The 16,541-nt window shown below is 68.6% G+C and carries 16 protein-coding genes; 1 reads left to right on the top strand and 15 read right to left on the bottom strand.

Translation table 11 applies throughout. The features are described 5' to 3' along the window. Positions 1–34 precede the first annotated feature (34 nt). The 5 genes from AC1ECW_RS04275 to AC1ECW_RS04255 all read right to left on the bottom strand — a co-directional run bounded on the left by AC1ECW_RS04275 (position 35) and on the right by AC1ECW_RS04255 (position 3,559). Positions 35–1,015, bottom strand: a complete 981-nt coding sequence (locus AC1ECW_RS04275; RefSeq protein ID WP_409709361.1) for a S1C family serine protease — start codon at positions 1,013–1,015, stop codon at positions 35–37. 222 nt (positions 1,016–1,237) lie between these two features. Next, on the bottom strand, positions 1,238–1,924 hold the full coding sequence (locus tag AC1ECW_RS04270) for a 2-hydroxychromene-2-carboxylate isomerase (RefSeq protein ID WP_409709364.1): 687 nt from the start codon (positions 1,922–1,924) through the stop codon (positions 1,238–1,240). Further along, positions 1,921–2,145 carry a DUF1289 domain-containing protein gene (locus AC1ECW_RS04265; protein ID WP_409709367.1) on the bottom strand — a complete coding sequence of 75 codons (225 nt, stop codon included), beginning with the start codon at positions 2,143–2,145 and terminating at the stop codon, positions 1,921–1,923. The genes AC1ECW_RS04270 and AC1ECW_RS04265 overlap by 4 nt, the downstream gene beginning before the upstream one ends. Next, positions 2,142–2,642, bottom strand: coding sequence for a YbaK/EbsC family protein (locus AC1ECW_RS04260; protein WP_409709370.1), 501 nt, complete (start codon positions 2,640–2,642; stop codon positions 2,142–2,144). Before AC1ECW_RS04260 ends, AC1ECW_RS04265 begins: the two co-directional genes overlap by 4 nt. Then, positions 2,639–3,559, bottom strand: coding sequence for a hydroxymethylglutaryl-CoA lyase (locus AC1ECW_RS04255; RefSeq protein ID WP_409709373.1), 921 nt, complete (start codon positions 3,557–3,559; stop codon positions 2,639–2,641). Before AC1ECW_RS04255 ends, AC1ECW_RS04260 begins: the two co-directional genes overlap by 4 nt. Before the next feature lie 122 nt (positions 3,560–3,681). Between AC1ECW_RS04255 and AC1ECW_RS04250 the strand changes: the two genes are divergently transcribed. Further along, complete coding sequence (locus AC1ECW_RS04250; RefSeq protein WP_409709376.1) at positions 3,682–3,987, top strand: hypothetical protein; 306 nt, start codon at positions 3,682–3,684, stop codon at positions 3,985–3,987. A gap of 23 nt (positions 3,988–4,010) precedes the next feature. Here the strand turns inward: AC1ECW_RS04250 and AC1ECW_RS04245 are convergent, their stop codons facing one another. From AC1ECW_RS04245 to trkA, 10 genes are all read right to left on the bottom strand, one after another. Beyond that, positions 4,011–5,999 (bottom strand): acetyl/propionyl/methylcrotonyl-CoA carboxylase subunit alpha, encoded by a 1,989-nt coding sequence (locus tag AC1ECW_RS04245; protein ID WP_481201274.1) that lies wholly within the window; start codon positions 5,997–5,999, stop codon positions 4,011–4,013. Between the two features lie 35 nt (positions 6,000–6,034). Continuing rightward, on the bottom strand, positions 6,035–6,820 hold the full coding sequence (locus tag AC1ECW_RS04240; RefSeq protein WP_409710299.1) for an enoyl-CoA hydratase/isomerase family protein: 786 nt from the start codon (positions 6,818–6,820) through the stop codon (positions 6,035–6,037). 14 nt (positions 6,821–6,834) lie between these two features. Then, a complete protein-coding gene (locus tag AC1ECW_RS04235) occupies positions 6,835–8,442 on the bottom strand; it encodes a carboxyl transferase domain-containing protein (RefSeq protein WP_481201273.1) in 1,608 nt (535 codons plus the stop codon). A 104-nt stretch (positions 8,443–8,546) separates the two neighbouring features. Next, on the bottom strand, positions 8,547–8,945 hold the full coding sequence (locus tag AC1ECW_RS04230; protein ID WP_481201272.1) for a rhodanese-like domain-containing protein: 399 nt from the start codon (positions 8,943–8,945) through the stop codon (positions 8,547–8,549). Between the two features lie 7 nt (positions 8,946–8,952). Beyond that, the gene (locus tag AC1ECW_RS04225) at positions 8,953–9,558 is read right to left on the bottom strand and encodes a DsbA family protein (RefSeq protein WP_481201271.1); all 606 of its coding nucleotides are present in this window, start codon (positions 9,556–9,558) and stop codon (positions 8,953–8,955) included. A 4-nt stretch (positions 9,559–9,562) separates the two neighbouring features. Beyond that, positions 9,563–11,542: a TRAP transporter large permease gene (locus tag AC1ECW_RS04220; protein ID WP_481201270.1), complete on the bottom strand. Its 1,980-nt coding sequence runs from the start codon at positions 11,540–11,542 to the stop codon at positions 9,563–9,565. Next, complete coding sequence (locus AC1ECW_RS04215; protein WP_409706416.1) at positions 11,539–12,135, bottom strand: TRAP transporter small permease subunit; 597 nt, start codon at positions 12,133–12,135, stop codon at positions 11,539–11,541. The genes AC1ECW_RS04220 and AC1ECW_RS04215 overlap by 4 nt, the downstream gene beginning before the upstream one ends. A 107-nt stretch (positions 12,136–12,242) precedes the next feature. Next, entirely contained in the window at positions 12,243–13,373 is a 1,131-nt protein-coding gene (locus AC1ECW_RS04210; RefSeq protein WP_409706413.1) for a TRAP transporter substrate-binding protein, read from the bottom strand. 214 nt (positions 13,374–13,587) lie between these two features. Next, positions 13,588–15,057 (bottom strand): TrkH family potassium uptake protein, encoded by a 1,470-nt coding sequence (locus tag AC1ECW_RS04205; protein WP_409706410.1) that lies wholly within the window; start codon positions 15,055–15,057, stop codon positions 13,588–13,590. 9 nt (positions 15,058–15,066) lie between these two features. After that, positions 15,067–16,509: a Trk system potassium transporter TrkA gene (trkA, locus tag AC1ECW_RS04200; protein WP_409706407.1), complete on the bottom strand. Its 1,443-nt coding sequence runs from the start codon at positions 16,507–16,509 to the stop codon at positions 15,067–15,069. Between the last annotated feature and the right edge of the window lie 32 nt (positions 16,510–16,541).

Here is a 16,541-nt window from a genome sequence, read left to right as displayed (position 1 = left end):
GCGTCCTTTCGTCGGGGGTCCAGAGAAACAAGCGTCAGAAGGGCGACAGGCCCACGGCCGCGGCGGCGTTCTCGATGGGCACGGCAAACCCGATGCCGACGAAAACACGGTGCTCGGTCGGGTTGAGGATGGCGGTGACGATGCCCACGACCTCGCCGTCGGCCGTGACCAGCGGGCCGCCCGAACTGCCGGGGTTGGCCGCCGCATCGAACTGGATCAGGTTGGTCAGAATGCGCTCGCCCTCGGGCGAGCGGAATTCGCGGTCCAGGCCCGAGACCACGCCGGCCGTGGCCGTGGGGCCAATGCCGAAGGGAAAGCCCACGGCCACCACCGCATCGCCCACGGCCAGGTCGCCCGTGGAGCGCAGCGTGGCCGCAACGAGGTCGTCGGGCAGGCTGCGCGGCTTGATCACCGCGAGGTCGTTCTCCGGCTGGGCCGCCACCACGTCGGCCTCGGCTTCATGCCCATCGTCGAAGACCACCTGCAGCCGCGGTGCCCCCATCACGACATGCAAATTGGTGAGGATCAGGCCTTCATCGACGATGACCACGCCGGTGCCGGTGCCGATCTCCCGCTGCTGTCCCTGGGCATTGGGCAGGCTTAGCCCCCGCACGCGCACCACCGAGGGCCGGATCTTCTCGTAGGCCTTGGCCGCCATCGACGGCAGGGGCTTGTTCGCCAGGGTGTGCAGCACCGCCTTGTCGATGTCGTCCTGCGTGAGGCGCCCCAGGGGCTCGCGCCAGGCGTCTTGCAGCAGCGTCAGCGCAAGGCCCAGCAGGCCGCCGGCCAGCACCAGCCCCCAGCGCTCGTGACGCCCCGCCCAAGCCCGCAGGCGGGCCCGGCGCCCGGCAGGCTGCGACACACCGGAGGCGCCGGCGGGGGGGCTGCCCGCGGGAGGGGCCGCCGGGCCCACTGCGGGAGCGTCGGCCGATGGCCGGACCCGCGGTGTCGCAGCACGGGCCGGTTCAGCCGGCCCCACCGGCTTGGAACTGCTGTACAGCGCACGCTTGCCCATCGGTCACCTGCCCCGACCGCCACCTCGTGCGCGATGCCTGCGCAGACGCTCCGTGCGGCGGTGGCGCCGACCGCATGGAATCGCTGGCGGGCGGGTCAGCCCACCTTCCCCCGGACGCTAGCACGTCACAGGCCTGGATGCATCTTGCCGCCGGCAACCCCACAGTGCAAGCGGGTCATGTGCACGCTTCGCTCCGGCTCAGGGCGGCCGAGCGCCGAGCCCTCAAGGCTTGCCCGGCGCGGCGCGGCGCACGAGGCCGCCGGGCACACGGGCGGCGGCCTCCCAGGCCGGCCCCTCGAACCAGGGGTCTCCCCGCAGGAAGGCAGCCAGCAGCTCCAGGCCGTCCAGCCCCCAGAAAGCCCGGCCCTCGACCACCACCGTGGGCACCCCGAACAGGCCCGCGGCCACGGCCTGATCCGTGTTGCTGCGCAGCATGGCCTTGACCGTCTCGTCGCGCGAGGCGGCCAGCAGCGCCTGGGCCTGGCCGGGTGCGAGCGCCTCGGCCAGCGCCTCGAGTTGGGCGGTCTCGCCGGCGGCCTCGCCGCTGCGCCACACCCGGCGCAGCACCGTTTCGCAGGCGAAGCGGTTGGCCGCTCCCGGCACAGCCGAGGCCTGCCCATGGGCCAGCAGCAGGCGCGACAGCGGCAAGGGGTTGAACGGGTGGACCGCCGGCATCACCAGCGGGAGGTCCAGACGGTGTGCCAGCCAGGCCACCTGGCGGTAGGTCCAGTCCCGCTTGGGCGGGATCTCGGCCGGCCCGAGCTGGCCCCAATGCTGCAACAGCCCCGCGAACAGCACCGGCCGGTAGCTCACGGCGCACGACAGGCCTTCGAGCACCTGAGGCAGCCGCTCGAAGGCCAGGTAGGCATACGGAGAGACCGGGTCGAACCAGAACTGCAGTGTTTTCATGATCCCTCCGGGGACATGCGCGCTGCGGCCTGCCGGCGCGCGGGCAGTTGCTTCCATACCGCGCGCTTGTCGCCATCGCTCATCGTCGACCAGGCGGCGATCTCCTGCAGCGTGCGGTGGCAGCCCTCGCACCAGCCGGTGGCCGCGTTCATGCGGCACACGCTGACGCAGGGGCTCGGGACCCGCCCCGGCTGGGGCGGCGACGGCACACGAGGGCTCACAGCACCACGTCCTCGACCGGTGCGCCCGTGAGCGCCACCAGTTGCTGCGGCGCCACCGGAAAGACCCCGTTGGGATGCCCCGCCGCGGCCCACACCACATCGAAGCGGAAGAGCTCGCGGTCGATCAGCATGACCGGCGGCTGCAGATGCGCCACGGGCGACACGCCCCCGATCGAGAACCCGGTGCGCTCCTTGACGAACCGTGCATCCGCGCGCGCCAGCGATCCGACCAGCGCGGCCACCTTGCGCTCGTCCACGCGCTTGTCGCCCGAGGTCACGACCAGCACCGCGGCATCGTCGGCCTGGCGGCGGAACACGATGCTCTTGGCAATCTGGCCCACCACGATGCCCAGGGCATCGGCCGCCTCCTGGGCCGTGCGCGCGGCCACCTCCAGGAACACCGGCGGCTGCGGATGACCGGCTTGCGCCAGCGCCCGGGCCACGCGCTGGAAGCCCTCGGGGCGTTCGCTCAGATCGGCGGGGGCGACGACACTCATGCCGCGGCCTCCTCGCGCACACGCTTGGCCAGCAGGGCATTGGCGGCACGCGACACCGGCTTGCGGCCCAGCACGCGCGAGATGAAATCGCCCGCATCGACCAGCGCCTGTAGATCGATGCCGCAATCGATGCCCAGGCCCTGCAACAGGAAGACCACGTCCTCGGTGGCCACGTTGCCGGTCGCCCCCTTGGCATAGGGGCAACCGCCCAGGCCCGCCACGCTGGCATCGAAGTGGTGGATGCCCATCTCCAGGCAGGCGTAGATGTTGCCGATGGCCTGGCCGTAGGTGTCGTGGAAATGGCCGCTCACCTCGTGCAGCGGGTAGTGGCGCAAGGCCCGCTCCATCGCGGCGCGTACCTGGCGCGGCGTGCCCACGCCGATGGTGTCGGCCACCCCCACGTGCTGCACGCCGATGTCCTTCATCAGGCGCACCACCCGCTCGACCTCGTCGGGTGAGACCTCCCCTTGGTAGGGGCAGCCCACGGCGCACGAGATGGCCCCGCGCACCTTCAGGCCCTGCTCGCGCGCGGCCTGCACGACCGGGCGGAAGCGCTCGATCGATTCCTCGATCGAGCAGTTGATGTTGCGCCGGCTGAAGGCTTCGCTGGCCGCACCGAAGACGACGATCTCGTCGGGCCGGGTGGGCAACGCCGCCTCCAGGCCCTTCATGTTGGGCACAAGCACCGAGTAGCGCACGCCCGGCTGGCGCTGCAGGCCGGCCATCACCTCGGCGTTGTCGGCCATCTGAGGCACCCATTTGGGGGAGACGAAGCTGGTGACCTCGATCTCGCGCACACCGGCGGCCTGCAAGCGGTGGACCAGCTCGATCTTGTGGGCCGCTGGCACGGGCTGCTTCTCATTTTGCAGGCCATCGCGCGGGCCCACGTCGACCAGGGTGACACGTTCAGGAAACATCGCCAATCTCCAGCAAAGCACTCGGATTGTGCCCCCCAAAAGTAGGGGGGAACTCCACCTTAATGGGGATGGCCGACCCATGCCGGGAAGAGAAAAATTCCCCCATCACGAGGACACCCGCCATGGACCCCCGCACCCATCGCCTCCAGATCGCCACCCGCATCCACTTCGCCCTGCTGCGCGAACTGGGCAGCGGCATCGACGTGGGCTTGATGCTCAGCCGCGAGCTCTACGCGCTGGACGTGCTCAACGTGTGCCGCGCCAGCGAGAACGAGGAGCTCGAACGCCTGGCCGAGCAGTTCGTCCACGCCAGTCTGCCGCGCCCGCTGGCCGTCCCCCCGTCTACCCGCCCGGCTGCCCGCCGTGGCCGCGCCTGGTGGCGCACCCTGGGCTCGGCCCTCGGGCCGGCCGCCCTGGCCGCCCGCTGACGCCCAAGGCGCGGCGGGCGCCTTCACGACACCGTCAGCCGCAGCAGTTCGGCGCCCTCGGCCACCTGGTCGCCCACCCCGTACAGCAAGGCTTCGATCACGCCATCGGCCGGGGACGCGATCGTGTGCTCCATCTTCATCGCCTCCATCACGACCAGAGCCTGGCCCTTCTTGACGGCCTGGCCGGCACTCACATGCAAGGCCAGCACCTTGCCGGGCATCGGTGCGGTCAGCCGACCGCCGTCGTGACCGCCCTCGCCCGCATGGGCGATCGCGTCGATCCATTGGAGCGCGGCCACGCCTTCGGGGGCGAACACATGGAAATGCTCGCCCTGGCGGTACACCGTCAGGCGCCAGCGGGATTCACCCAGCACCACCTCGTGCACTTCGGCCGAGCGTGCATGCACCTGCAGCGGCTGCCGCTGCCCCCCCAGGTCGAGCATGTGCCGGCCATCGTGCAGGTATTCGAGGAAGGCCACATGACGCTCGCCGCCGGCCTCGATTTCCATGCGCCGGCGCGCCGTGCCATGCAGCCGCCAGCCGTCGCGCCGGCTCCAGGGGTCGGCATCCTGCAGCGCCGCCTCGTCGGCCAGCACACGCGCGGCCACACCGGCCACCGCACAGGCCAGGGGCAGGCCGGGCCGGCCGAAGAGATGAGCGCGCTCGCGCTCGATCAGCGCGGTGTCGAGGTCGGCCCCGGCGAATGACGCGCTGGTCACCACACGGCGCAGGAAGGCCACGTTGGTGTGCAGGCCCACGATGTGGATCTCGGCCAGCGCCGCATCGAGCCTTGCCAGGGCCTGCTCGCGCGTGTCGCCATGCACGATCAGCTTGGCGATCATCGAGTCGTAGTGGGGGGAGATCTCGTCGCCCTCGCGCACGCCCGCGTCCACGCGCACCGGCGCCACCGCGAATTCGCTGGCCTGTGCCGGCAGACGGAAAACCCGCAAGGGCCCGGTGGCGGGCAGGAAGTTGGCCTCAGGGTTCTCGGCGCACAGCCGCGCCTCGATGGCATGGCCGCGGATGCGCAACTCCTCCTGCCGCGCCGGCAGCGGCTCGCCGGCGGCCACGCGCAACTGCCACTCCACCAGGTCATGGCCGGTGATGGCCTCGGTGACCGGGTGCTCCACCTGCAGCCGCGTGTTCATCTCCATGAAATAGAAGCGGCCGTCTTGCTCGGCGATGAACTCCACCGTGCCCGCGCCCACGTAGCCCACGGCCCGCGCCGCGGCCACGGCCGCCTCGCCCATCTCGCGGCGGCGCTGCGGCGTCATGCCCGGCGCGGGCGCTTCTTCCAGCACCTTTTGGTGACGCCGCTGCACCGAACAGTCGCGCTCGAACAGGTACACACCATTGCCGTGGGCATCGCAGAACACCTGGATCTCGATGTGGCGCGGCCGGGTCACGTAGCGCTCCACCAGCACATGGTCGTCGCCAAAGCTGGAGCGCGCCTCGCGCTTGCAGGAGGCCAGCGCGCCTTCGAACTCCTCGGCCGAGTGCACCGCACGCATGCCCTTGCCACCCCCGCCGGCACTGGCCTTGATCAGCACCGGAAAGCCGATGGCGCGCGCCTGCGCCAGCAGGAAGTCGCTCTCCTGGCGATCGCCGTGGTAGCCCGGCACCAGCGGCACACCGGCCTTTTCCATCAGGGCCTTGGCCGCGGCCTTGCTGCCCATCGCGGCAATCGCCGAGGCGGGCGGGCCGATGAAGACGATGCCCGCATCCGCACAGGCCTGGGCGAAGACCTCGTTCTCGCTGAGGAAGCCGTAGCCCGGGTGGATGGCCTGCGCGCCGGTGGCACGCGCCACCTCCAAGATGCGTTCGTGGCGCAGGTAGCTCTCGCGCGGCGCCGGCCCTCCGATGTGCACGGCCTCGTCGCACACCTGCACGTGCTTGGCCTGGGCGTCGGCATCGGAATACACCGCCACGGTGCGGATGCCCAGGCGGCGGGCCGTGGCCGCCACGCGGCAGGCGATCTCGCCGCGGTTGGCAATCAGGATCTTCTTGAACATGCACAGACCTTCGTGTCGTTGAACGGGCAAGCGGCTCACACACCGGCCCAGGGCGGGCTGCGCTTGTCGAGGAAGGCGCGCACCCCGGCGCGGCCCTCATCGCTTGCACGGATGTCGGCAATCCGCCGCGCGGTGTCCTCGCGCAGCGCCGCGCTGATCGGCTGGCCTGCGACGTCGTGCACCAGGCGCTTGCAGGCCTTCACCGCCTGCGGGCTGTTGGCCACCAGGGCCGCGACGATCGCATCGACGCGCTCGTCGATCGCCTCGGCCGTACACAGCTCGTGCACGAAGCCCAGGCGATGCGCTTCGGCCGCGCTGAAGCGTTCGGCGGTGAGGAAGTAGCGCCGCGCGGCCTGCTCGCCCATCGCGCGGATCACATAAGGACTGATGGTGGCCGGCAGCAGGCCCAGCTTCGCTTCGGACAGGCAGAACTGCACGCCCTCGGCCGCCACGAGCACGTCGCACACGGCCGCCAACCCCACACCGCCGGCATAGCAGTCGCCGTGGATGCGCCCCACCACCGGCAGCGGGCAGCGATAGAGCGTCCACAGCATCTCGGCCAGGCGCGCCGCGTCGTCGCGGTTTTGCTCCCAGGTGTAGTCGGCCATCGCGCGCATCCAGTTCAGATCGGCGCCTGCGCTGAAGGCCTTGCCGTGCGCGCCCAGCACCACCGCGCGCAGCGAGGCGTCGCGGCCCAAGGCCTGGAACGTCTCGGTCAGCTCAGCGATGGTGGCATCGTTGAAGGCATTGCGGACCTCCGGCCGGTTGAGCCAGACACGGGCCACGGGGCCATCGATGCGGATGTCGAGGGTGGCGGGCATGGAGCCTCCTGAGCTCAGATGCGAAAGACGCCGAAGCGTGTGTCCGGGATGGGGGCATTCAGACTGGCGCTCAGGCCCAAGGCCAGCACGCGGCGCGTGTCGGCCGGGTCGATGACACCGTCGTCCCACAGCCGGGCCGAGGCGTAGTACGGGTGTCCCTGCTCCTCGTACTGCTGGCGGATCGGGGCCTTGAAGGCCTCTTCCTCCTCGGCGCTCCAGGTGCCGCCCTTGGCCTCGATGCCGTCGCGCTTGACGGTGGCCAGCACGCTGGCGGCCTGCTCGCCGCCCATCACGCTGATGCGCGCATTCGGCCACATCCACAGGAAGCGGGGCGAATAGGCCCGGCCGCACATGCCGTAGTTGCCGGCCCCGAAACTGCCACCGATGATCACGGTGAACTTCGGCACCTGGGCGCAGGCCACGGCCGTCACCATCTTCGCGCCGGCGCGGGCGATGCCCTCGTTCTCGTACTTGCGGCCCACCATGAAGCCGGTGATGTTTTGCAGGAAGACCAGCGGCACCTTGCGCTGGCAGCACAGCTCGATGAAATGTGCCCCCTTGTTGGCGCTTTCGCTGAAGAGGATGCCGTTGTTGGCCACGATGCCCACCGGCATGCCCTCGATGTGGGCGAAGCCGCACACCAGGGTGCTGCCATAGCGGGCCTTGAACTCGTCGAACTCGCTGGCATCGACGATGCGCGCGATGACCTCGCGCACATCGAAGGGCTTGCGCGTGTCGGTGGGGATCACGCCATGCAGCTCTTCGGGCGCATACTTCGGCGGGCGCGGCGGCACGCAGGCCAGCGGCTGGGGCTTGCGCCGGTTCAAGCGCGCCACCGCGGCGCGCGCCAGCGCCAGCGCGTGCAGGTCGTTTTCGGCCAGGTGGTCGGCCACGCCCGACAGGCGCGTGTGCACGTCCCCGCCGCCCAGGTCCTCGGCGCTGACCACCTCGCCGGTGGCCGCCTTCACCAGCGGCGGGCCACCCAGGAAGATGGTGCCCTGGTTCTTCACGATGATGGCCTCGTCGCTCATCGCCGGCACGTAGGCACCGCCTGCGGTGCACGAGCCCATCACCACCGCCAGCTGCGGGATGCCGGCCGCGCTCATCGTGGCCTGGTTGTAGAAGATGCGCCCGAAGTGATCGCGGTCGGGAAAGACCTCGTCCTGGTTGGGCAGGTTGGCCCCGCCGCTGTCCACCAGGTAGATGCAAGGCAAGTGGTTCTGCTGGGCCACCTCCTGCGCACGCAGGTGCTTCTTCACCGTCATGGGGTAGTACGTGCCCCCTTTGACAGTGGCGTCGTTGCAGACGATCACGCAGTCCACGCCCGACACCCGGCCGATGCCGGCGATCAGCCCGGCCCCCGGCGCCTCGTTGCCGTACAGGTTCAGCGCCGCCAACGGGGCCAGCTCCAGGAAGGGCGTGCCCGGGTCGAGCAGCATGTCCACCCGCTCGCGCGGCAGCAGTTTGCCGCGGGCCAGATGCTTGGCCCGCGCCGCCTCGCCGCCGCCCTGGGCGATGGTGGCGAGCTGACGGTTCAGGTCATCCACCAAGGCCCGCATCGCCGCGGCATTGCTCTTGAATTCGTCGGAACGGGGATGGAGTCGGGACTCGAGGACGCTCATGCAGGCTCCCAGCCGGCCGGCCCATGGCAGGCCGGCACTTCATTGACGTTTACGTAAACGTCAATTCTAGGCCGACCCGGGGCGACTTGACCAGCGGGCAGACCCTATTTCTTCGGTTTGTCGGCCACCGGCGCGCCGGCCCCCTTCCAGGCGGTGAAGCCCCCCTCGATGTGGGCCACGCGGGGCAGCCCCATGTCCTGCAGGGTCTTGGTGGCCAGGGCCGAGCGCCAGCCGGCGGCGCAAAACAGGATGAACTCCTTGTCCTCGGCAAACACCGGCCGGTGATAGGGCGATTCGGGATCGACCCAGAACTCCAACATGCCGCGCGGGGCGTGAACCGCGCCGGGGATGACCCCCTCGCGCTCGAGCTCACGCACGTCGCGCACGTCGACGAAGCACACGCCGGGGTCGCCGAACTTGGCGCGTGCCTGCTCGACGCTGTAGGTCTTCACCTGGGCCATGGCCTCGTCCACCAGGGCCTTGTAACCTTTTTTCATCCGCACCTCCGGATCAGAACGGCCCCTGCGAGAGCCAGCGCTCGATCTGGGCCTTGCGATCGTTGCCCCAGAAGGGTTCGCCATCGACCACGATGTACGGCGCACCGAACATGCCGGCGGCCACCGCCGCCTCGTTGGCATGCTTGAGGCGCTCTTTCCACACGGGGTCGTTCCAGACGGCCTCGGCCTGGTGGGCGTCGAGCCCGAACTCCGAGGCCAGCCCTTTGAGGGCCTGCACATCCGACAGGTTGACCCCACGAGCGAAATAGGCCCTCAGGCAGGCGCGCGCCCAGGCCACGGCACGCGCCGGATCGCTGTCGTGCAGCCACCAGAACACGCGCGCGGCGTTCTGCGTGGGGATGGGAAAGGCCTCAGGCTGGGTGTAGGGCACACCCTCGAAGCGTGCCGAGCGTGCGAAGTCGCGCAGCACGTACTCGCGCTTGATCGGATGGTTCACCGGCGGGCGCAACTCGGCGGCCTGGAAGGTCACACCCAGCAGCACGGCATGCCAGCGCACAGTGCGCCCGTGCCGCGCCGCCAGGGCCTCGATCCATTCGGAGGCGATGTACGAGTACGGCGAGGAGAAATCGAAGTAGAAGTCGATCGGCGGCTTGTTCATGCCCTCAACGGTACAACAGTTGCGGCAGCCACAGGCCAATGCCCGGGAAAACGTAGAGCAGCACGATCGCGATGATCTGGATCCCCATGAAGGGCAGCATGCCCAGGAAGATCTGGTTCAGCGTCACATGCGGTGGAGCCACCCCCTTGAGGTAGAAGGCCGACATCGCCACCGGCGGGCTGAGGAAGGCCGTCTGCAGGTTCAGCGCCACCAGCAGGCCAAAAAAGAGCGGGTCTATGCCGAAATTGTCCAGCAGCGGGATGAAGATGGGCATGAAGATCACGATGATCTCCGTCCACTCCAGCGGCCAGCCCAGCAGGAAGATCAGGACCTGCGACAGGATCAGAAACTGGGTGGGCGACAGGTTCAGGCCGAGCACCCAGTTCTCCACCAGCTCCTGGCCGCCCAGCAGCGCAAACGCGGCCGAGAAGATCGCCGAGCCGACGAAGAGCCAGCACACCATGGCCGAGGTCTTGGCCGTGAGGAAGACCGACTCCTTGAGCACGGTGAAGTTGAGCTGCCGGTAGGCCGCGGCCAGCACGAAGCCCCCCAAGGCTCCCATCGCGGCGGCCTCGGTCGGCGTGGCCAGGCCGAAGACGATGGAGCCCAGCACGGCGAGGATCAGGATCACCAGCGGAAAGAAGGAGGCCAGGAGCATCTTGAAGATCTCCAGCCGCGCAAAGCTCAGGAACAGGTAGAACGCGGTGACGATGGCGCCGGCGATCGAGAACACTACCCACCACCAGGTGGGGGCCGGGCGGGTCGTGTCACCGGCGGCGGACCCGTCCACGGTCTGCCCGCCGGGTTCGGTCAGGGCGGGCGAAGCCGGCTCGGCGGCCTCCTGCACCTCGGCCCCTGAAGGCTCCCCCAGGCCTTCGGGTTCGGCGGCGGCCTCCTCGTCCGCCGCAGGTTCGGTCAGACCGCCCTCCACCGCGGGCTCGGTCAGACCGCCCGCCACCGGGGGTTCCTGCAAGCCGCCCGTGGACGACGGAGCGTCGGACGAGAAGCTGATGGGCTCGATGTCGTACTCCGGCTCGGCCTGCACGGTCGTCACGGCACGGTAGCTGCTCGTGGCCAGCAGCACGAACAGCAGACCCGGCATCAGCACGATGCCCAGTTGCCTGAGCACGTGCGACAGCGGCACGTCGGCGTTGCGACGGCCCTTCAGGGCCGACAGCAGGCGCAGCAACGCGTGATGGGTGCCCGTGTCGGCCAGGCGCTGGTTGGCCGGCGCCAGCACGACGTGCCGCTCGGCCTGCGACAGCGGCGGCGCCCACTGCGGCCTGAGTTTGGCCATCAGGATGACGTACACCACGTACAGGCCAGCCAACATCAGCCCGGGGAAGAAGGCCCCCGCATACAACTGCACGACCGACACCCCCGCCGTGGCACCGTACAGGATGAGCAACACCGACGGTGGAATCAGGATGCCCAAACAGCCGCCCGCCGTGATCGAGCCCGCGGCCATCGGTGTGCTGTAGCCCGCGCGCAGCATGGCCGGCAGCGCCAGCAGCCCCATCAGCGTGACCACGGCCCCCACGATGCCCGTGGCCGTGGCAAACACCGCGCAGGTGACCAGCGTGGCCACGGCCAGCGAACCGGGGATGCGCGCCATGGCCAGGTGCAGGCTCTTGAAGAGCTTTTCGATCAGGTTGGCGCGCTCGACCAGATAGCCCATGAAGACGAACAAGGGCACCGCGATGAGCACGTCGTTGGTCATGCTCTTGTAAGCGGCCTGCACCATCAGGTCCAGTGTGCGCGTGATGTCTCGGTCATAAGCCAGCCAGGTGAAGATCATGCCCATGCCCATCAGCGTGAAGGCCGTGGGAAAGCCCAGCATGATGGCCACCACGACGAGTGAGAGCATCAGCAGGCCCAGGTGGCCCTTGGTGATGGTGTCCACGCCCAGCAGCAGCCCAACGATGCCCCCCACGACCAGGGTCATGATGCCCAGGCCGAAACGCAGTTCAGGACGGATTCTCACGGGCGCCCTCCCGTGGCGGCATTGCCTTCGTTCACGTGGACCATCTCCTTGAGTTTCTCGACATCGACCTCCTCGACGTCATGCTCGCGCGAGGGCCACTGGCCGTCGCGCAGGCACACGAGGCAGCGCGCGATCTCGGCCAGGCCCTGCAGCAGCAGCGTGGCGCCGGCCAGCGGGATCACGAACTTGAAGGGATACAGCGGCAGCGGCGTGGCCGAGAAGGTCTGCTCCCGGATCGCCAGTGACTCCTGGGCATAGGTCCAGCCCGCCCAGGTCAGCGCCACCACGCCGGGCAGGAAGAACAGGAAGTACAGCACCAAATCCACCATGGCCTGGGCCCGCGGGCTGAAGAAGCCGTAGAGCACGTCGCCGCGCACATGGCCGTTCTTCGACAGCGTGTAGGCGCCGGCCAGCATGAACATGGTGCCGTAGAGCATGATCTGGGCATCGAGCACCCAGGCATGGGGGTCGTTGAGCACGTAGCGCGAAAAGACCTCCCAGCTGATCAGCAGGGTCAGACCCACGGCCGCCCAGGCAGCGGCCTTGCCGATCCACGTAGACACCGCATCGATGGCGAGCAGCAGTTTTTGCATGGCACGAAGCGACGGCACAGTCCGTCGTGGCAGGGGGACCATACGCAAGCGCCGCAGGCGGGGGCATCCCCTCGGCCCGCGGCGCGTGGAGGCAGGTGGCCGGCGCGTCAGCTCTTCTTGGGCGCGAAGTAGTGGTTGTAGGCCATGCGGTAGTCAACCATCGTGTCGAACTGCCAGCGCCCGGCGCGCTGCGCGAAGGCCCGCATCGAATCCATCACCTTCTTGAACATGGGATTCTCGGCCGCCTTCTTGGCCGTGACCTTGTCCCACGATGCCAGTTGAGCCCGCAAGATGGCGTCCGGCGTCTTGTAGAACTTCACGCCCTGCTTGCTCTGCATCTCCAGGTAGTCGGTGGAATAGCGGTCGGCGGCCTTCCAGCTCATGTCAGCCGAGGCCGCCTGAATGGCGTAGTCGATCACCGACTTGAGCTCAGCCGGCAGTGCGCTGTACTTGGTCTTGTTGAACAGCACCTCGAACTGCTCGCTGCTCTGATGGAAGCTTTGCAGCATGCAGACCTTGGTCACGTCCGGGAAGCCCAGCACGCGGTCGCTGGACGCGTTGTTGAATTCGGCCGCGTCCAGCAGGCCGCGGTCCAGCGCCGGCACGATCTCGCCGCCGGGCAGCGGGTTGACAGCCACCCCCAGGTCGGTGAAGACATCCACCGCGAGCCCCACGGTACGGAACTTCAAGCCCTTGAGATCCTGGACCTTGGCCACCGGCTTCTTGAACCAGCCCAGCGGCTGGGTGGGCATGGGGCCGTAGAGGAAGGACTGCACGTCCAGGTTCAGGCTCTTGTAGATCTCGTCGAGCAGTTCCTTGCCGCCGCCATAGTAGTGCCAGGCCAGCACCATGTTGGCATCCATGCCGAAGGCCGGGCCCGAGCCCCACAGGGCCACCGCCTGGTTCTTGCCGTACCAGTAGGCGACCACACCGTGGCCACCATCGAGCGTGCCCTTGGACACCGCATCGAGCAACTGGAAGGCCGGCACGACGGAGCCGGCGGGCAGCACCTCGATCTTCAGACGGTTGCCCGCCATGTCGTTGACCTTCTTGGCGAAGTCGTTGGCGTACTCGTGGAAGATGTCCTTGGCCGGCCAGGTGCTCTGGAAGCGCATCGACACCGTCTGGGCGGTCGACACCATCGGGAAGGCGGCTGCTCCAGCCCCCACGGCGCCGACGGCCGCCGACTTGAGAAAGCGCCGCCGCTGGGGGGCCTTCTGGGATTTCGTCTCGCTCACATTCGTCTCCTGGTGATGCTGCACGGAAGGGAAACCCTGCCCGTCTGCGCGCGGGTTCGGGTGGAAACATGCTAGGCAGACCGCCCTTCGAGCGAGATAGCACAAACCCGTGCCCCCACCCTTGTCGTGCGCGGTCTGTGCGTTGCTCGCCCGATGGCCGACGCAAGGCCTGAACGAAGGCGGAATCCTGTGACACCCTCACCCGGTCGGCGGCTCACTTGCGCCAGAACGAAGGGGTCAGCAGCACCATGAAAGACAGCATCTCCAGCCGGCCCAACAGCATGGCCAGGGTGCACACCCAGGTCTGAAAATCGCTCAGGTCGGCGAAGTTGCTCGCCGGCCCGACGGCACCCAGGCCCGGGCCCATGTTGTTGACGCTGGCCACCACGGCGGTGAATGCGGTGACCACGTCCAGGTCGGTGACCAGCAGCACCATGGTCAGCCCGATGATCGTGGCGCCGTAGACGAGCATGAAACCCAGCACGGCGAAGATGGTGTTGTTGTCCACGGTGCTGGCCCCCAGCGTCACTGGCTGGACCGCCCGGGGGTGCACGATGCGCGACATCTCGCGCCGGGCCTGCTTGAGCAGGATGATGACGCGCACCATCTTGACCCCCGCCCCCGTGGAGCCGGCACTGGTGCTCAAGCCCGAGAGCATGAGCATCAGCACCGGCGCGAAGATGGGCCATTGGGCGTAGTCGGTGTTGGCGTAACCCGTGGTGGTGGCGATCGAGATCACGTTGAAGAAGGCCATGCGCACCGCCTGCAAGGGCTCCTCGTAGACCCCCTTGCTCCACAGCAGCACGGCCACGATGGCCGAGGACAGCAGCAGCAGACCGAGGGTGCCGCGGGCTTCCGGATCCATCCACAGGCGCTGCAGGCTGCGCTTGCGCATGGCGACGAAATACATCGCGAAGTTGCAGGCGGCCACCAGCATGAAGACGACGCAGACGGCCTCGATCAGCGGCGAGTCGAAATGCCCAAAACTGGCGTCATACGACGAAAGCCCCCCCAGGCTGACGGTGGTGAACATGTGCACCCAGGCGTCGTACCAGCTCATGCCCGCGGCCCGATAAGCCAGCACGCACAGCACCGACAGCACACAATAGATGCTCCACAGACCCTTGGCCGTCTCGGTGATGCGCGGCGTCAGCTTGGTGTCCTTCAGCGGGCCGGCCACCTCGGCCCGGAAGAGCTGGCTGCCACCGACCCCCAGCATCGGCAAAATGGCCACCGCCAGCACGAGGATGCCCATGCCGCCCATCCACTGCATGAAGCAGCGCCACAGGTTGATCGACGGTGGCAGTGCATCCAGGCCACTGAGCACCGTGGCCCCAGTGGTCGTGAGGCCGGACATGGCCTCGAAATAGGCATCGGTGAAGGACAGGGGGATGCCCGCCTGCCTGAAATAGACCATCAACGGCACGCTGGCGAACAGCGGCAGCACCGTCCACACCAGCGAGACCAGCATCACGCCATCGCGGGGCTGCAGCTCGCTGCGGTGACGGCGCGCCAGCAGGCGCATCGCCACGCCCGCACCGAAGGTCAGGGCGATGCCCACATGCCACGATGCAAGGGCCTCGTCGCGGCTGAACCAGGCCACCCCCAGGGGCACGCCCATGGTCAGGGCGAAGGCCATCACGATGATGCCGAGGATCGACAGGGCCGGTAGGAAGGATGGCATGGACCTCGATCAGAAGAAAGTGGCGCTGACCTGCAGGAGCTTTTCCACCTCACGCACCATGCGCTTGCGCGGCAGGAACACGATCACATGGTCGTTGGCCTGGATCACCGTGTCGTGGTGGGCGATGATGACCTGCGCCCGGCGCAGCGCCTGTTCGCGCAGCTCCTCCTCGACATCGTCCTCGGGCAGGCCGCGCACGATGGCGCCGATCTGCGCTCCCGGCGGCAGCTTGAGCTCGCCAATGGGCCGCCCCACCACCTTCGAGGTCTTGGCATCCCCGCGCACCACCGCCTCCAGCGCCTCGGCCGCGCCGCGGCGCAGCGAATGCACGGCCTCGACGTCCCCACGGCGCACGTAGGCCAGCAGCTCACCGATCACCGTCTGGGCCGGCGACAGCGCAATGTCGATCTGCGAGCCCTGCATCAGGTCGGCATAGGCCTTGCGGTTGATCAGGGCCAACACCCGCTTGGCGCCCATGCGCTTGGCCAGCAGGCAGGCCATGATGTTGTCCTCGTCGTCGCTGGTCAGCCCGAGGAAGAGGTCCATGTCGTGGACGTTCTCGCCCTCAAGCAGCTCCTCGTCGGTGGAATCGCCGTGCAGGATAAGGGTGTCGGCCGGCAGTTGCGAAGCCAGGTACTCGCAGCGCTTGCCGTCGTGCTCGATGATCTTGACGCGGTACTCCCCCTTGAGCTCGCGTGCCAGGCGCAAGCCGACGCGGCCGCCGCCGGCAATCATCACGCGCTTGACGGGGCGGTCGCGCCGCCGCAGCGCCTCCAGCACTGTGCGGATGTGCTGCGTGGCTGCCAGCACGAAGACCTCGTCGCCGGGCTCGATGCGGGTGACGCCATCACAGACGATGGCCTGGTCGGGGCCTTCCGGATCGGGCCGGTAGATCGACACGATGCGCATGTCCGCTTCCGGCACCAGGCTGGGCAGCTCCGAGATGGTGTGGCGCACCAGGGGGGCTCCGGCCACCGCGCGCACCGCGATCAGGCTCACCAGCCCCTGTGCGAATTCCAGCACCTGCAGGGCCTCAGGGTAGGCGATGAGCTGGCGCACATAGCGCGTCACCGAGGCCTCCGGACAGATGACCCGGTCCACCGCGAAGCCGCTCTTGTCCATCAGCGGCGAGCCGTCGGGAAACTCGGGCGAGCGCAGGCGTGCGATCGTCGTGGGGATGTTGAAGACATCGTGGGCGATCTTGCACGCGACCAGGTTGGTCTCATCCAGCGGTGCACAGGCGATCATCATGTCGGCATCCTGCGCGCCGGCCTCCTGCAGCACCGAGGGCTGGATGCCATTGCCCACGACACCACGCAGGTCCAGGCGGTCCTGCAGCTCGCGCAGGCGCTGCGGGTTGGTGTCGATCACCGTGATGTCGTTTCTTTCCGACACCAGGCTTTCGGCCACGCTCTCGCCCACCCGCCCAGCGCCGAGGATGATGATGTTCATGGGCCGCGATTATGCGCGGACACCACGGCGCG

It is taken from the genome of Caldimonas hydrothermalis (genome assembly GCF_056746695.1).
This window is presented reverse-complemented; position numbering and strand designations above follow the sequence as displayed.

Excerpts from the sequence above, each read along its gene's own strand:
- AC1ECW_RS04205 (WP_409706410.1), bottom strand. The coding sequence starts at position 15,057 with ATGCCATCCTTCCTACCGGCCCTGTCGATCCTCGGCATCATCGTGATG.
- AC1ECW_RS04225 (WP_481201271.1), bottom strand. The coding sequence starts at position 9,558 with ATGAACAAGCCGCCGATCGACTTCTACTTCGATTTCTCCTCGCCGTAC.
- AC1ECW_RS04275 (WP_409709361.1), bottom strand. The coding sequence starts at position 1,015 with ATGGGCAAGCGTGCGCTGTACAGCAGTTCCAAGCCGGTGGGGCCGGCT.
- AC1ECW_RS04245 (WP_481201274.1), bottom strand. The coding sequence starts at position 5,999 with ATGTTCAAGAAGATCCTGATTGCCAACCGCGGCGAGATCGCCTGCCGC.
- trkA (WP_409706407.1), bottom strand. The coding sequence starts at position 16,509 with ATGAACATCATCATCCTCGGCGCTGGGCGGGTGGGCGAGAGCGTGGCC.
- AC1ECW_RS04250 (WP_409709376.1), top strand. The coding sequence starts at position 3,682 with ATGGACCCCCGCACCCATCGCCTCCAGATCGCCACCCGCATCCACTTC.
- AC1ECW_RS04215 (WP_409706416.1), bottom strand. The coding sequence starts at position 12,135 with ATGCAAAAACTGCTGCTCGCCATCGATGCGGTGTCTACGTGGATCGGC.
- AC1ECW_RS04240 (WP_409710299.1), bottom strand. The coding sequence starts at position 6,820 with ATGCCCGCCACCCTCGACATCCGCATCGATGGCCCCGTGGCCCGTGTC.
- AC1ECW_RS04260 (WP_409709370.1), bottom strand. The coding sequence starts at position 2,642 with ATGAGTGTCGTCGCCCCCGCCGATCTGAGCGAACGCCCCGAGGGCTTC.
- AC1ECW_RS04255 (WP_409709373.1), bottom strand. The coding sequence starts at position 3,559 with ATGTTTCCTGAACGTGTCACCCTGGTCGACGTGGGCCCGCGCGATGGC.
- AC1ECW_RS04235 (WP_481201273.1), bottom strand. The coding sequence starts at position 8,442 with ATGAGCGTCCTCGAGTCCCGACTCCATCCCCGTTCCGACGAATTCAAG.
- AC1ECW_RS04270 (WP_409709364.1), bottom strand. The coding sequence starts at position 1,924 with ATGAAAACACTGCAGTTCTGGTTCGACCCGGTCTCTCCGTATGCCTAC.